Below are 15,737 nucleotides of genomic sequence, written 5' to 3'. Positions count from 1 at the left end.
GCAATGTCCGAGAAACATTTTATTACCTACTGCACATTTCGTTTCCCTATAATGGGGTCATTCAGAAACAGGACTTTGCAGCTTCCATGAGTACCAGTACTGCATTTATTTTTCCAGGGCAGGGTTCCCAGTCAGTTGGTATGCTGGCTGATATTGCTGATGTTGAACCGGTTGTGAACGAAACACTGGTTGAAGCCAGTGATGTTCTCGGTTTTGATTTGCGCAACATGATTCTTAATGGTCCAGCTGAACAGCTGAACTCTACACAGAATACCCAGCCGGCTTTGCTGGCGGGCAGTATTGCACTGTGGCGTCTGTGGAGTGCCCGTGGCGGTCAGGTGCCGGCCTACGTGGCAGGTCACAGTCTGGGTGAATACTCGGCTCTGGTGGCTGCGGGTGTGATCGAGTTTGCTGATGCTGTACGCATCGTTCATAACCGTGGCCTATATATGCAGGAAGCGGTACCGCAGGGTGAAGGTGCCATGGCCGCAGTGCTGGGTCTGGATGATGACAAGGTGATTGCCCTGTGTGCAGAAACCGCCCATCCGGGTGAGGTTTTGTCTGCAGTGAATTTTAACTCGCCGGGTCAGGTTGTGATCGCAGGCTCTGCGTCCGCCGTCAAGCGTGCGGTAGAAACCTTCTCTGCGGCAGGTGCCCGCAAGGTTATGCCTCTGCCGGTGAGTGTTCCATCCCATTGTGCGCTGATGGAGCCTGCGGCAGTTCGTCTGGAGCAGGATCTGGCCGGTATTACCTTCTCGGTTCCACAGATTCCTGTGGTGCAGAATGTGTCTGCGGCCATTGTCACCGATGTGAATGCATTGCGTGCTAATCTCGTTGATCAGCTGAGCCAGCCGGTACGCTGGGTAGAAAGTGTTCAGCTGATGATTGCCAATGGCGTTGACCAGTTTTATGAGTGCGGCCCGGGCAAGGTTCTGGCCGGCTTGAGCAAGCGGATTGATCGCAGTGCGACTGTGACTCCGCTGGAAAGTTTGTCGGCTTTTCCCATGGTTGGGGAAGGCTGAGTCCCTTTTGTTGAGAGAGGATGCATAGGCATGCAGCAGGAGAGTGCAGCACTGGCCGGTAAGGTCGCGCTGGTAACAGGTGCCAGCCGTGGTATCGGCCGGGCAATTGCTCTGCGTCTGGGCGCGGCGGGTGCTACCGTAGTCGGCACGGCGACCAGTCAGTCGGGTGCTGATGCCATTTCTGCCGTGCTGGCCGAGCATGGCGTGCAGGGCACAGGTCTGTGTCTGGATGTGACTGATGCGGCATCTGTAGATGCAGTGATGAAAACCGTCACAGAGCAGTTTGGTGCGCCGCTGGTACTGGTGAACAATGCCGGTATCACCAAGGACAACATCCTGATGCGCATGAAAGATGACGAATGGGGCAGTGTGATTGATACTAACCTGACGTCTATCTACCGGATGAGCAAGGCCTGTATGCGGGCCATGACCAAAGCGCGCTTTGGCCGGATTATCAACATTAGTTCCGTGGTGGGTTCCATGGGCAATGCCGGACAATCCAACTATGCTGCAGCCAAGGCGGGCCTCGAAGGCTTTACCCGTTCCCTGGCGCGCGAGCTGGGCAGTCGGAATATTACAGTTAATGCTGTTGCGCCGGGCTTTATCGATACCGATATGACCAGTGGCCTGCCGGAAGAGCATCGTCAGAACCTGCTGAATCAGGTTCCGCTGGGCCGTCTTGGTCAGCCGGAAGAGATTGCCGGTGTCGTGGCTTTCCTTGCTGGTGCAGAAGGTGGCTACATTACCGGTGAGACCCTGCAGGTCAATGGCGGCATGTATATGGGGTAGGTCTTTATGCGTATTTCACGGTATTTTGATGTTTTTGCCGTGAAAATATGCGGAGTTTAAAGACAGACTCGGTTATTATTGGAACGTTTAAAGGCTTGAAATTATTTCAGCCGTTTATATAAACTAGTCTCTCGCAGCAAGGCTGCATGGATTAACAGGAGCAAAGTTAGGCATGAGTACTATTGAAGAGCGCGTCAAGAAAATTGTTTGCGAACAGCTTGGCGTGAAGGAAGAGGAAGTAAGCAATGAGTCTTCCTTCGTTGAAGATCTCGGTGCTGACTCCCTTGACACGGTAGAACTCGTGATGGCACTGGAAGAAGAGTTTGAAACTGAAATTCCAGATGAAGAAGCTGAAAAGATCACGACTGTGCAGGAAGCCATTGATTACGTTGTTGCTCACCAGTAATCGATAAAAAATTCCTGAAAGGCCGCACCTGACATCCGTTAAGTGCGGCCTTTCTGTTTAAGGGGTTTGGACGTGAACCTCTGACAAAAATAAAAAAATCTGCAACAGGAGATGCAGGAGAGCATCATGGCGCATCAGGCCAATAATCAATCCAATAGAAGACGCGTTGTGGTTACCGGGGTGGGAGCGATTACACCTCTGGCTTCCGGATTCCGGAAAACCTGGCAGGGACTGTTGGCCGGGCAGAGCGGCATCAGTCGAATAGAGCATTTTGATACCAGCGATTACCCGGTAAAAATCTGTGGGGCTGTCAAAGACTTTCAGGCCGGGGACTGGTTCTCGCCCAAAGATGCCCGCAAGATGGATATCTTTCTTCAGTACGGTATGGCTGCAGCTGTGGATGCCATGCAGCAGGCCGGTCTGGAAATTACCGATGCACTGAGCCCTCGTGCCGGTGTTGCCTTTGGTTCCGGGATCGGTGGTATTACCGCTATTCAGGATACTGTTGGCCTGCTTGAGCAGAAAGGCCCTCGTCGTGTGTCTCCATTTTTTATTCCCTCTGCGATTACCAATATGATTGCCGGCTGGTTGTCGATGCAGTACAACCTGCGTGGGCCGAATTATGCCATTACCACCGCCTGCACCACCGGCACCCACTGTATTGGCATGGCTGCCCGCACCATTGCCTGGGGTGATGCCGATGTGATGATTGCCGGCGGAGCCGAGAAAGGTTCGGCGTCTATTGGCATTGCTGGCTTCTCTGCCGCCCGTGCTCTCTCTGCCAATAACGATAATCCGGAAGCGGCCAGTCGCCCCTGGGATCGTGATCGTGATGGCTTTGTTCTGTCGGACGGTGCTGGAGCGGTGGTGCTGGAATCACTCGAACATGCTCAGTCCCGTGGTGCCACTATTCTTGCCGAACTGACCGGTTTTGCCATGAGCGGCGATGCCCATCATATGACCACGCCACCTGAGGATGGTCATGGTGCTGTGCAGGCCATGCAGGGCGCTTTGCGTGATGCTGGATTGAATGAGAGCGAGATTGACTATATCAATGCCCACGGTACCTCGACCCCGGCCGGTGATGTTGTGGAATCCAGAGCTATAGAGCAGGTGTTTGGCGATCATGCGCGCAAGCTGGCGGTCAGTTCCACCAAATCCATGACCGGACATCTTCTGGGCGCGGCAGGTGCGCTGGAAGCAGCGATTGTGGTGCAGGCCCTGCAGGAGCAGGTCGCACCTCCCACCATTAATCTGGATAATCCCGACGAAGGCTGTGTCCTGGATTATGTGCCTCACGAGGCGCGCGCCATGACGATTCGTCATGCGCTGTCTAACTCGTTTGGCTTTGGTGGCACCAATGCGACACTGGCCTTTTCCCGTTTTGAATAAACAGAAGGTAAGCGTGTGAGCAGCGAACAGGCACCGATGTTCTGGGTGGATGGTGAGCCTGCCACGGCGGTGCCATTGACCGACCGTGGCTTCCAGTATGGTGATGGTGTTTTTGAAACCATCCGGGTTGTGCAGGGTCAGATCCCCTTCTTTGATCTGCACTGGCAGCGTCTCACAGACTCCTGTCGTGCATTATCTCTGCCGCTGGATGAAGTGTTGCTGCGTACTCAGCTGAACGACTTTCTGGCTGGCCGGCAGGATGGCACCCTGAAGATTATGGTGACCCGGGGCAGTGGCGGACGGGGTTATAATCCCGCCGGTGCTGGAGGACGAACCGTGTTGGGCTGGTTTGCACCGGTTCCGTTACCGGATCATCGTTCCCGTGATGGTGTCAGCGTGATGTTCTGTACGACACCTTTAGGGCATTCACCCGCTCTTGCCGGACACAAGCATCTCAACCGCCTGGAGCAGGTGCTGGCGCGGGATGAACTGAATGGCACCGACTTTGGTGAAGGGTTGATGCAGGATCTGCAGGGGCGGGTGATTGAAGGCACCATGTCCAATCTGTTTCTGGTAGAATCCGGGCGCATTATCACCCCGGATCTCAGTCTGTGTGGTGTGAACGGTGTATTGCGCCGGTGGCTTTGCCAGAGTGAAGCCGTGACGATTGCATCGGTTAGCCGAGAGCAGCTGCTGGCTGTGGATGAAGTATTTATTGGTAACAGTGTGATGGGTGTGGTGCCTGTTGTCTCCTGCGAAGGCAGACAATGGCAACCTGGCCCGGTGACCCGCAGGGTTCAGCAAGAGGTTTTTCAGCTCTTTCATGTCGATGGTTAAACGTTTATTGATCGTTGTTGCGGTCTGCTTTGTGCTGGCGGTGGCTGCTGCAGCGGCAGCCGGACTCTATTTTAAAAACTGGCTGAACAGTTCAGTCCCTGCCCATGATGGCACCGTCTTTGTTGTCGAGCGGGGGCAAAGCTTCTCCCATGTGACCGCAGCCTTACATCAGGTCGGTCTGGTTGATGAGCCGCTGTTGTTGCGTCTTTATGGTCGTATTTCCGGACTGGAAACCCGCCTGCGGGCTGGCGAGTATGAGATTGAACCGGGCCTTACCGTTGCCGGTCTGGTGGATCATCTGGCGTCCGGTGATGTGATTCAGCATGAAGTGATGTTGGTGGAAGGTCGCACTCTCGATGAAAGTCTGGCCCAGTGGTCGGACAGCCGTCTGAAACTGACCGCCGATGAACCGCGCCAAACAGCGATCACCTCGCTGCTGCAGATGAAGGCACCTTCTTCGGAAGGTCTGTTCTTTTCTGATACCTATTTCTATGAGGCCGGTGCCACTGATCTCGATATTCTTCGCCGCGCCCATGAGCGTCTGGTGGATGTCCTCGAGGAAGAGTGGCAGCAGCGTCAGCCGAATCTGCCTTATAAGACACCTTATGAAGCGCTGGTGATGGCTTCTATTATTGAGCGCGAGACGGCTGTACCGAGCGAGCGGCCAGTGATTGCCGGCGTTTTTGTTCGTCGACTGCAGAAAGGTATGCGTCTGCAAAGTGACCCCACCGTGATTTACGGTATGGGTGATAATTATGATGGTCGTATCCGCCGCAAGGATCTCAACACCCGCACGCCATGGAATACCTACCGTATCAATGGTCTTCCCCCGACACCTATCGCTTCGGTAGGGCGGGATGCGATTCATGCAGCCCTGAACCCGGCAGATGGCAAAGCGCTTTACTTTGTTGCCCGCGGCGACGGCACCCATGTTTTTAACAATACGCTCGCGGAACATAACCGAGCTGTGCGAAAGTATCAGCTGAACCGCCGCAGCGATTATCGCAGTACACCGGATTTGCCGGTGGCCGCGAGTGAACAGGATTCTGAATGATGACACCGACCCAATTAACTTCAGACGCATCGCAGGGATTCTTCCTGACCGTAGATGGCGGTGAAGGGGCCGGCAAGACCACCACTCTGGAATTTATCGCCCGGTGGTTGGAAGAGCAGGGCATTGATTATGTCCGTACCCGCGAGCCGGGCGGTACACCGTTTGCGGAACGTATCCGTGAGCTGTTGTTGCAGGCCAGTGATGAGAAGGTCTGTGATATGACCGAGCTGCTGTTGGTGTTTGCAGCCCGGGCCCAGCATATTGAACAGGTGATCAAACCGGCTCTGGCGGCCGGCAAACTGGTACTGTGTGATCGATTTACCGATGCCAGCTTTGCCTATCAGGGCGCCGGTCGAGGGCTGGATCTGAACGCGCTCTCAACCCTGGAAAATCTGGTGCATGGTGATCTGCAGCCAGATATGACGCTGCTGCTGGATATCTCCGTAGCGGAAGGCATGGCCAGGGCCGGCGCCCGTGGTGCACTGGATCGCATTGAGCTGGAGAAGCATGACTTCTTTGAGCGGGTGCGTCAGGGGTATCTTGATCGTGCTGCGGCCCACGCCGATCGGTTTGTGATTATTGATGCCGCCAAAACCATTCCTGAGGTGCAGGCGCAGATTGCTCAGGCTCTGAATACACGGGTGTCGAATGCCTAGTAAAAGCGGGTCCAGTAAGTCTGATACCAGCGTGCCGGAGAATCGTCTGGTTGAGCCAATGAGCTGGCAGACAGATAACTGGCAGCAGTTATCCCGCCGTCTGGCGGAAGATCAGCTTCCCCATGCTTTGCTGTTGAAAGGTCAGACCGGCGTAGGCAAGCGTCAGTTTGCTTTGGCCTTTGCCCAATATGTGCTGTGCCAAAACAAACAGGGTGAAAAGATCTGCGGGCAGTGCCGAAACTGTTTGCTGAATAAGGCGGGCACTCATCCGGATCTGCTGTTAATTGAGCCGGAAGAGCGCGGCAAGCAGATCAAGGTGGCGCAGGTGCGCCATATGATCGAGTTTACCGAGAAGACCCCGCAGCAGGGCGGTTACCGGGTTGTGGTGTTGTGTCCTGCGGAAGGGATGAACACCAGCTCTGCCAACGCATTGCTGAAATGTCTGGAAGAGCCGGGTCGGGATACGCTGATGTTGCTGGTCAGTGAGCAGGTCAGCAGCCTGTTGCCGACCATTCGCAGCCGCTGCCAGCAGATTCTGTTCTCACGCCCTTCTACGGATGAGGCGTTGCAGTGGCTGGCGCACGCGATTCCTGATCAGGAACGGGCCCGTACACTTTTACAGCTGGCGGCCGGTGAGCCATCCACGGCCCTGCGCTATGACAAGGAAGGGCTGCTGGATCAGCGGGACGCAATGAAAAGTACGCTGGCTGAATTAACCCGCGGACAGAAGACTCCGGCAGAGATCGCCATCAAGTGGCAGAACTATGATGCGGTTGTGGTGCTGGAATGGCTGACCCTGTGGCTGCAGGAAATGATTCGTTACTCTGCCGCCCAGGATAAACAGTTTCTGGCAACTGAAGATATGCAGAAGATGCTGGCTTATATTGCTGACCGTGCCGGCCAGAAAACACTGCTGGAAACCCATGCCTGGCTGGTGAAGCAGCGTTCCCTGATGCTCTCTCAGGTGAACCTGAACAAGCAGCTGTTGCTGGAGTCGGTTTTGACCCGCTGGCTCGGGCTGAGCGTTTGATCGCTGCTGATTGCAGCCCATTGCCGAAAAAGCCTGTAGACTAATAGAGATAAGTGTCGTCTGAGTGCAGGCGCACAGATAGAAGAAGGAAGAAATGCCATGTCGGAGGCGAAATCCGGTCGCGGCAGTATGCTGACCGTCACCATTAAAGATAAGCCGACCCTCTATGCGGCCTATATGCCTTTTCTACAGGGGGGAGGGCTGTTTATTCCTACACTCAAGGCGTATGAGGTAGGTGATGAAGTTTTCCTGCGGTTGAGCCTGATGGATGAGCCGGGCAAGTTGCCGGTGGCCGGGCGTGTTGTCTGGGTGACACCTGCGGGTGCCCAGGGTAACCGCAAGCCGGGTATCGGTATCCAGTTTACCGACACCGACGATACGGTGCGCGGCAAGATTGAAACCCATCTGGCCGGTGCACTGAAATCCGATCGTCCAACCAATACCCTATAAGGCCTGTCTTGGTTATTGCAGGGCGTGATTTGTTGAGAAGTTATGTTTATTGATTCCCACTGCCATCTTGATCGTCTGGATCTGACCCCGTACGACGGTGATGTGCAGGCTGCCATTCGCGCTGCCCGTCAGGCCGGGGTGGATGGCATCCTCTGTGTCTGTATTGATATGGAGAACTTTCCGGCGGTACTGAAACTGGCTGAGCAGGATAATATCTGGGCTTCCGTCGGTGTTCATCCCTTGGAAAACAAGGCTCGTGAGGCTACGGCTGATGAGCTGCTGGCTATGGCTCGCCACGATAAGGTGGTCGCCATTGGCGAAGCCGGTCTGGATTATTTTTACGCCAAAGAGCGTAAGGATGTGATGTTGTCCCGCTTTGTCACTCAGCTGGAAGTCTCCAAGGCGTCAGGCCTGCCGGTGATTGTGCATACCCGCGATGCCCGTCAGGATACGCTGGATCTGTTAAAGGCCCACGCCAGTCCTGAAGCTGCCGGTGTATTGCACTGCTTTACCGAAAGCTGGGATATGGCCAAAGCGGCTATGGATCTGGGCTTCTATATCTCTTTCTCCGGTATTGTCACCTTCCGAAATGCCGAGGCTCTACGGGAAGTGGCGAAAAAGATGCCACTGGACCGGATGCTAATTGAAACAGACTCGCCGTATCTTGCGCCTGTGCCTCATCGAGGCAAATCCAATGAGCCGCAGTTTGTGGCCGATGTCGCCCGATTCCTTGCAGAGCTGAAAGGTGTATCTGTTGAGGAGCTGGCTCAAACGACAACGGATAACTTTTTCCGGCTGTTCCCCAAGGCTCAGTTGGTGAAATAAATTACCCCAATTGGGAATATCGAGAGGGCAGGCTTATGAACCTGCCCTTTTTTGTACGTATTATTTCTGCAGGTTATCTTCTTCCAGAATCTTGTAGGAAGTTGGTCCCGGCCAGATGCCGTAAAGATCGATATGGCGCTGTCCGGTCAGCCAGTGGCCCAGAGGCTTCTCCCAGTGCATGGTGTAGTAACTGCTGTGAATGGTGCCGACAAAGCGCAGCTTCAATGACAGGTTGGTTGCGTCCAGTGGGATATCGCTGAGTGACGTGCTCAATCCGCCGGTGACAGAGGTACTGCTGGTGACGGTTTTTCCTTCCGTCGTCACATACTCCAGATCGGCTTCCACGATATAGCTGCTGTGGGTATTGTTCAGCACGATTTCAAATGCATTCACCGTACCAATCCAGCTGGGAATAATGGTGGTCCCGCTGGCCGAAGCAAAGCTGTAGGCGATGGGGATCAGGGTGGACGTGGTGGTATTGCTGGTCGCCGGCCAGGAATAAGTGTTCAGTGCGCCATCGGTCGACATGGATGAGAAGGCGGCGCTGTTATTACTGTTAGCGCCATCCAGACCAAACATGCTTTCAATACCGTTAACCTTGCCGGTAAAGCTCAGCGTCGATGAGTCGGAGAGGGAGCCGGCATTCATACCACTGCGCGCCCAGACGACACCGGTTACCATACCAAAGCCCTGTTGAATACCATATTCGCTGTCGTACATGCCCACCTTGCCGGCTTCCGACTCCAGCCAGGTCAGATTCTGGGTCATGGTCGTGACTGGATTATCTATCTGCTCCTGACTCTCGGTTGCCCATTGCACGGCCAGAGAGCCACTGCGTTTGAACTCCCACTCCGCCGTTAAGCCGATATTGGGGGTGACCGTCGCTCCCGGGGTGATATGTACCGGGATGTCATCGTCCAGATTCACATTAAATTGTCTGGAGGTGACATAGTCGGTGGAAAGTTTGATTGAAGCGGAGAGGGGAGTGGTGGTTGACGTTGTACCGGGCATAACCGCCAGACGAACAAACTCACCGGAGTTGGTATCAATATATCCGACTGCGCCGGGCGTGATGGACGTATCCAGATTCCAGTTGCCCCATTGATCGGGTTCAGCAGAACGCAGGAGGGTGGTGAAGTTGTGAGCCCAGATCCCCTGTGGAGGAATATTATTAATAAGTTCGGCCATGGCTGACTCACCATGGCTATGGGCGGCTAAGGCAAACACAGAACTGAACAGCAAGGCCTGACTTCGGTTCATGGTGTTAACTCCGGTCGGTAAAAAGGAGGGACGGCAAACCAGTGGATGACAGGCTGTTTTGCCGCGGCAGGAGTATAGAGAAGCCTTGTACATCAAGTGGGACGTTGTGTTTGATATTTAATTTATACAATCATATGTGTGGGGCTTATTCCGCTCACATCAACTTCGTGCCAGCTTGCCTGATTGAAATCAGGGTGAAACCGGCGTCTTCTCGTTGCTAAGGGGTTAGGGCGGTGACTCTGGAAAAGCGACACTGACCATCTGCTGGGTGTAGGGGTGTTGCGGGTTGGTTAATACCTGCTCGGTGTCGCCGGTTTCGACGATATGACCATGCTGTATCACTGCCAGCCGATGACTGAGACAACGCACCACACTCAGATCATGGCTGATAAACAGGTAGGCGATTTGGTAGCGATGCTGGAGCTGACGCAGTAACTCGATAAGTTGCTGCTGAAGGGAGCGGTCCAATGATGAAGTTGGTTCATCCATGATAATCAGTTTCGGTTTCAGTACCAGAGCCCGCGCAAGGGCAAAGCGTTGACGTTGCCCTCCGGAAAACTCATGGGGGTATCTGTTCAGTAGGGCTTCCAGACAGCCCTGATGTTCACCAAAACCCACATCCTCCAGGGTTTGTCGTATCAACTGCTGCCGCTGCTCTCTGGTAAGGTCTGTATGCAGAACAAGACCTTCTTCAATAATGTCCCGAATAGTCAGCCGGGGATTCAGGCTGCCAAACGGATCCTGGAGCACCAGCTGGATCTCTTTACGGTAAGGTCGGAACTGTTTTTCATTGCAGTCGTGCAAAGGGTGACCACAAAACTGATAAGCGCCCTCGGTCCTTAAGAGTTTTAATAGGGCCATACCCAAGGTGGTTTTTCCTGAACCACTTTCACCCACCAATCCCAGGGTTTCGCCAGCCCGGATGTTGAGATCAAGCTGTTGGACTGTAGGCTTGGCCTGCTCTGTGCTTCTGAACCAGCTGCGGCGAGCCGGTTGGTAGAAAACGGAAAAGTCTTCCAGCTCCAGGCAACGTTCAGGCTTCACCAGCAACGGAGAAGGGCGGCCGGAGGGTTCACTGCAAATCAGATTCCTGGTGACGGCATGCTGAGGCTGAGTAAACAGGGTTTCCGTATCCCCCTGCTCAACAATCTTTTTATTGGCCATAACACAGGCTCGCTGGCAATAACGTCGCACCAGTCCCAGATCGTGGCTGATAAACAATAGCGCCATGCCATATTTATTCTGGATTCGGATCAGCAAATTCATAATCTGATGCTGCAGGCTGACATCCAGCGCGGTGGTCGGCTCATCAGCGATCAGCAGGCGCGGTTTGCAGGCGATGGCCATAGCGATAACGACGCGCTGACGTTGTCCCCCGGATAGCTGGTGGGGCAGGCGTGTGAATAGCTGCTCAGGCTCTGGCAGCTCCACCTCTTCAAAAAGTTTGATGACCTCGGTTCGAGCGTTCTGTCTTTTCAAACCCAGATGACGAATCAGCACTTCAGCAACCTGATCTCCAACCCGGTGCAGGGGGTTCAGGGCTGTCATTGGTTCCTGAAAGACAAAGCCGATCTTGTCGCCACGCAGATTCTGTAAATAGCGATTGTCCTGTTGATCGAGTCGAACGCCTTCAAAATGGATTTCTCCGGTGATCGTCATGGAGTCCGGTAACAGGTGGGCAATGGCAAAAGCGGTTAAGGATTTGCCGGCACCAGATTCACCGACCAAAGCTAAGGTTTCCCCCGAGTGAAGAGTCAGGCTGACATCTTCAACCAGTGTGCGTTGGTTGTTCTTGATCACCACCGACATATCGGTGAGCTGTAAAAGTGGTGTGTTTTTCTTGTTTTGTGAGGAGGTCATGACTGTCCCCCCGTAACAATTTTTGGATCAAGGGCATCCCGGGCCGCTTCGCCAATAAATACCAGTAGCACCAGCAACAGTGTGGTGGTCAGAAATGCGGAAATACCCAGCCAGGGGGCCTGAAGGTTATGTTTGCCCTGGGCAATCAGCTCACCCAGTGATGGGGAGCCGGAGGGCAGTCCAAAGCCAAGGAAGTCTAGAGAGGCCAGTGTGGTAATGGCTCCGCATAACAGAAACGGCAGATAGGTGAGGGTGGCGACCAGCGCATTGGGAAGGATATGACGCAGGATTAAACGATGATGGGGTAGCCCCATGGCGCGGGCGGCAAGCACATATTCATAATTCTTTGCTTTGAGGAATTCTGCCCGCACCATATCTACCAGTGGCATCCAGGAAAACAGCAGCAGAATAATCAGCAGACTCCAGAAGCCGGTATCCACCAGACCGGACAGAATAATCAGCAGGTAAAGTACCGGCAGGCCGCTCCACACCTCCATAAATCGCTGACCGTACAGATCGACTCGTCCACCAAAGTATCCCTGCAACGCTCCAACGGTAACACCCAGCAGTGTGCTGCCGAGGGTAAGCATCAGGCCGAACAGAATCGAAAGACGCAGGCCGTATAAAATGCGGGCCAGCACATCACGGCCCTGATCGTCTGTTCCCAGCCAGTTCTCTGCAGACGGTGGCGCTGGTGCCGGGCGATTGAAGTTAATAGTGCCGAAGTCATAGGGTATAGGCGCATGGATAACCATGCCGTCGGCCTCATGAATACGCTGATAAATATAATTATCCTGCCAGTCTGGCCCCACACTTAGCTCGCCACCAAAAGTGGTTTCCGGATAGGTGGTCAGGAATGGTGTATATATTTTTCCCTGATAGGTGACTAATAAAGGCTTTTCACTGGCCAGAAAGTCTGCACATAAGCTCAGGGTAAAGATCAGCAGAAAGGCCCAAAGTGAGAAGTAACCCAGCCGGTGTTGCTTGAACACCCACCATCGCCTTTGGTTCAGAGGATTCAGAAAGCGTGTCATCGGCTGGCCCCGCTCTCGAAATGGATACGGGGATCAACCAGTACATAGGTCAGATCGCCAATCAGTTTGATTATCAGCCCTATCAGCGTGAAGATATAAAGAGTGCCGAAGATAACCGGATAGTCTCGCTGGATCACCGCTTCAAAACCCAGCAGGCCCAAACCATCCAGCGAGAAGATAATTTCGATCAGCAGGCTGTTGGTAAACAGAATACCGATCAGTGCTGCGGGAAAGCTGGAGATCACCAGCAGCATGGCATTGCGGAATACATGGCCAAACAGAATCTGACGCTCGTTAAGACCTTTGGCTCTCGCTGTTATCACGTACTGACGGCGAATCTCTTCAAGAAAACTGTTGCGCGTCAGCAGGGTCAGGGTGGCAAAGCTGCCGATAATCATCGCTGTTACCGGCAGCACCATATGCCAGAGATAGTCACCCATTTGTTGCCACAGGGGCAGCTCATCAAAGTTATCAGATGTGAGTCCGCGCAGGGGAAACCATTGCCACCAGGAACCGCCGGCAAACAGCACCACCAGTATCATCGCCATCAGGAACCCCGGCACGGCATAACCGGCGGTAATAATCAGACTGGTTAACCGGTCCAGACGGCTGCCTTGCCGGGTGGCCTTAACAATGCCGAGGGGAATGGAGATCAGGTAAACAATCAAGGTGCTCCACAGTCCCAGAGAGATCGAGACCGGCAGCTTTTCGAGAATCAGGTCTGTGACATCAATAGAGCGGTAAAAACTCTGGCCAAGGTCAAAGCTCAGATATTCGGTGAGCATTTTTAGAAAGCGTTCATGGGCCGGACGGTCGAAACCATATCTCTTTTCGATCTGGGCAATCAGTTCTGGCGAAAGCCCCCGAGTACCCTGATATTCATTGAACTGGCTGGCTTCGAGGCTGGTTTCGCCCATGCTGCCACCAATCCGGCTGGTAGCGCTGGTATCAAAGCCCTCCAGCTTGGCAATCATTTGCTCCACCGGCCCACCCGGTGCTGCCTGCACAATAATAAAATTCAGCAGCAGAATGCCGAGCAATGTGGGAATCAGCAGTAACAGCCGACGACCGATATAGTTGATCATTGTCTTTTATTGGCGATTTGTATGGGCTATTTGCGTCTATCGTGATTATTTTCGCTTTGATTCAGTGTAGCTGCCGACTGAGCGGCTGTGCTCCACCAGGTTGATCGATCAAAGGTGTAACGTGGTTTCGTTGCCGGCAGAACCATGCGGTCGCTGACGATCACCTGCCAGTTGGGCGCGTAGGAGAGGGGGATAACCTGAAACTGCCAGAGCAGCAGCCGATCCATAGCCCGGATAGTGGTTAGCAGCTCCTGCCAGCTGCGGGTCTGGGGAATGCGATCGGTCAGGTGGTCGATAGCCGGGTGCTGAACACCCGCCAGATTGAGCGTACCGGGCTCGTTACTGTTTTCGCTGCCCCAGAAACTGCGTTGTTCCGAGCCGGGTACCGGCGTATGGCGAAAGGTATGAATAATGAGTTCAAAATCCAGTGCGCGTACATATTTCAGATAGCGGGCGCTTTCCACTGTGCGCAGGGATAACTGAATGCCGGCACTGGCAAACCGCCGCACCTGACTCTGCATCAGCCGTTCCAGGGTTGGGTCGGTCAGCATCAGTTCCAGAGTAAAAGGCTTGCCGGCAGGTGTGAGGAGTGTTCCGTTGTCGAGGGTGAAGCCGGCCTGCTGCAAAAGGTTTAATGCGTACTTGAGTCGTTCACGCTTGCTCAGTGTTTGTGCCGGCGGCCAGTTCTCCGAATAAAACCGGCTGGGAATCTGGTTATGAAAGGCATCGACCAGTTCCCGCTCGTCAGGTCCGGCTATAGGAGGGGCGGCCAGTTCGGTACCGGCAAACAGACTGGTGGCACGGTTCATGGTGCCATCCAGTAATTTGTCGAGTACCCAGTCAAGTTCCAGCAACACCGCTAACGCTTCCCGCACCCGGATATCATTCAGCCAGGGGCGGCGGCTGTTGATAACCAGTGATTGGGTTTGCGGGTTATGGTTGGGCCAGAGTTTTTTGACCAGTCGTCCCTCGTTCAGGGCTGAGCGGCTGTAACCACTGTTCCAGTAACGGGCATCCGATTCCAGCCGTATATCTAACAGCCCGCTGTTCATGGCTTCAATCACCACATTCACATCGCCGTAGAACTCGGTGCGCACGGTATCGAAGTTAAAACGCCCCACGTTGACCGGATGATCCTTGGCCCAGTAATCCCTGACCCGTTCATACTCCACATAGCGACCGGGCTTATAACGTTTCACCCGATAGGGGCCGCTGCCCACTGGGATGTCCAGCGTGGTGGCAGTAAAGTCCCGACCCTGCCACCAGTGGCTGGGCAGTACCGGCATCTGACCAAGGGTTAATGCCAGCTCCCGGTTACGGTTATGTTTGAAGGTAAACAGCACCCGCTGACGGCTGGTGGCTTCGACCTTCTCGACATCCTGATAGAACTGGCGCCAGAACAGGCCACCTTCGTCAGTCAGTTTGTAGAAGGTAAACACCACATCCTCGGCCGTGATTGGCTTGCCATCATGAAAGCGCGCCTCGGGATGAAGATGAAAGGCCACCCAGCTTTTATCCTTCGGCTCCTCGATGGTTTTTACCAGGACCCCATATTTGGTCAGCGGCTCATCCCAGCTGCGGGTCAGCAGGGTTTCGTAGGTGAAGAACAAAAAGTGAGGGGCTTTGCCATTGGGGCCATAGAGGTGAAAGGTATCAAAGTTGCCAATCTGGGCCTGGCGAAAGCTGCCGCCTTTTGGAGCCTGAGGGTTTACATAGTCAAAGTGTTTCATATCCGGTCCATGGCGTGGCTGACCATGGATGGCAATAGCATGGGTAAAGCTCACATCCTCTTCGGCCTGGGCAAGCAGAGTGAGAAGCCAAAGCCCGCCACAAAGAATGTGCAGAAAATAGTGAAGGGGAAACTTGGTTTGGCCGGTGGTCAATTTGTGAGCCAAAGTTATGCCTGTGTTTTTGCTGTTCTGTTTGTCACTATAGAAGGGAATAGTCGAGAAATGTTGTAAGAAGGCTTTGGCCGGTCAGTACCGGCATCGCAGTTTGCAAGGCCAATAACCTGCCGGCCTCTGGCTATTAGCATTC

At 54.0% G+C, this 15,737-nt stretch carries 15 protein-coding genes; 10 read left to right on the top strand and 5 right to left on the bottom strand.

The annotated features are described in order from the left end of the window. Positions 1 to 86: 86 nt before the first annotated feature. The 10 genes from fabD to EHSB41UT_RS15520 all read left to right on the top strand — a co-directional run bounded on the left by fabD (position 87) and on the right by EHSB41UT_RS15520 (position 8,461). The gene (gene fabD / locus EHSB41UT_RS15565; protein WP_087111468.1) at positions 87 to 1,022 is read left to right on the top strand and encodes an ACP S-malonyltransferase; all 936 of its coding nucleotides are present in this window, start codon (positions 87 to 89) and stop codon (positions 1,020 to 1,022) included. Positions 1,023 to 1,052: 30 nt separating this feature from the next. After that, positions 1,053 to 1,811: a 3-oxoacyl-ACP reductase FabG gene (gene fabG, locus EHSB41UT_RS15560; protein WP_087111466.1), complete on the top strand. Its 759-nt coding sequence runs from the start codon at positions 1,053 to 1,055 to the stop codon at positions 1,809 to 1,811. 172 nt (positions 1,812 to 1,983) lie between these two features. After that, on the top strand, positions 1,984 to 2,217 hold the full coding sequence (gene acpP, locus EHSB41UT_RS15555) for an acyl carrier protein (protein WP_087111464.1): 234 nt from the start codon (positions 1,984 to 1,986) through the stop codon (positions 2,215 to 2,217). A 126-nt stretch (positions 2,218 to 2,343) separates the two neighbouring features. After that, entirely contained in the window at positions 2,344 to 3,609 is a 1,266-nt protein-coding gene (gene fabF, locus EHSB41UT_RS15550) for a beta-ketoacyl-ACP synthase II (RefSeq protein WP_087111805.1), read from the top strand. Between the two features lie 15 nt (positions 3,610 to 3,624). Then, positions 3,625 to 4,446 carry an aminodeoxychorismate lyase gene (pabC, locus tag EHSB41UT_RS15545; RefSeq protein WP_207626664.1) on the top strand — a complete coding sequence of 274 codons (822 nt, stop codon included), beginning with the start codon at positions 3,625 to 3,627 and terminating at the stop codon, positions 4,444 to 4,446. Then, complete coding sequence (gene mltG, locus EHSB41UT_RS15540) at positions 4,433 to 5,500, top strand: endolytic transglycosylase MltG (RefSeq protein ID WP_087111462.1); 1,068 nt, start codon at positions 4,433 to 4,435, stop codon at positions 5,498 to 5,500. Before pabC ends, mltG begins: the two co-directional genes overlap by 14 nt. Beyond that, a complete protein-coding gene (tmk, locus tag EHSB41UT_RS15535) occupies positions 5,497 to 6,156 on the top strand; it encodes a dTMP kinase (RefSeq protein ID WP_242667336.1) in 660 nt (219 codons plus the stop codon). The genes mltG and tmk overlap by 4 nt, the downstream gene beginning before the upstream one ends. Next, positions 6,149 to 7,186, top strand: a complete 1,038-nt coding sequence (locus EHSB41UT_RS15530) for a DNA polymerase III subunit delta' (RefSeq protein ID WP_087111460.1) — start codon at positions 6,149 to 6,151, stop codon at positions 7,184 to 7,186. The genes tmk and EHSB41UT_RS15530 overlap by 8 nt, the downstream gene beginning before the upstream one ends. 99 nt (positions 7,187 to 7,285) lie before the next feature. Further along, a complete protein-coding gene (locus EHSB41UT_RS15525) occupies positions 7,286 to 7,636 on the top strand; it encodes a PilZ domain-containing protein (RefSeq protein WP_087111458.1) in 351 nt (116 codons plus the stop codon). Between the two features lie 42 nt (positions 7,637 to 7,678). Next, positions 7,679 to 8,461 (top strand): TatD family hydrolase, encoded by a 783-nt coding sequence (locus EHSB41UT_RS15520; protein WP_087111456.1) that lies wholly within the window; start codon positions 7,679 to 7,681, stop codon positions 8,459 to 8,461. A 60-nt stretch (positions 8,462 to 8,521) separates the two neighbouring features. Here the strand turns inward: EHSB41UT_RS15520 and EHSB41UT_RS15515 are convergent, their stop codons facing one another. The 5 genes from EHSB41UT_RS15515 to EHSB41UT_RS15495 all read right to left on the bottom strand — a co-directional run bounded on the left by EHSB41UT_RS15515 (position 8,522) and on the right by EHSB41UT_RS15495 (position 15,595). Next, entirely contained in the window at positions 8,522 to 9,721 is a 1,200-nt protein-coding gene (locus EHSB41UT_RS15515) for a hypothetical protein (RefSeq protein WP_087111454.1), read from the bottom strand. Between the two features lie 225 nt (positions 9,722 to 9,946). Next, entirely contained in the window at positions 9,947 to 11,581 is a 1,635-nt protein-coding gene (locus tag EHSB41UT_RS15510; RefSeq protein ID WP_087111452.1) for an ABC transporter ATP-binding protein, read from the bottom strand. After that, on the bottom strand, positions 11,578 to 12,615 hold the full coding sequence (locus EHSB41UT_RS15505; protein WP_087111450.1) for an ABC transporter permease: 1,038 nt from the start codon (positions 12,613 to 12,615) through the stop codon (positions 11,578 to 11,580). The genes EHSB41UT_RS15510 and EHSB41UT_RS15505 overlap by 4 nt, the downstream gene beginning before the upstream one ends. Then, the gene (locus tag EHSB41UT_RS15500) at positions 12,612 to 13,700 is read right to left on the bottom strand and encodes a microcin C ABC transporter permease YejB (protein ID WP_087111448.1); all 1,089 of its coding nucleotides are present in this window, start codon (positions 13,698 to 13,700) and stop codon (positions 12,612 to 12,614) included. The genes EHSB41UT_RS15505 and EHSB41UT_RS15500 overlap by 4 nt, the downstream gene beginning before the upstream one ends. A 26-nt stretch (positions 13,701 to 13,726) precedes the next feature. Further along, complete coding sequence (locus tag EHSB41UT_RS15495) at positions 13,727 to 15,595, bottom strand: extracellular solute-binding protein (RefSeq protein ID WP_087111446.1); 1,869 nt, start codon at positions 15,593 to 15,595, stop codon at positions 13,727 to 13,729. Positions 15,596 to 15,737 lie beyond the last annotated feature (142 nt).

It is taken from the genome of Parendozoicomonas haliclonae, assembly GCF_900174585.1.
Lineage (GTDB): Bacteria > Pseudomonadota > Gammaproteobacteria > Pseudomonadales > Endozoicomonadaceae > Sansalvadorimonas > Sansalvadorimonas haliclonae.
Note: the sequence above shows the minus strand (reverse complement) of the source record. Positions and strands in the feature narration are given on the sequence as shown.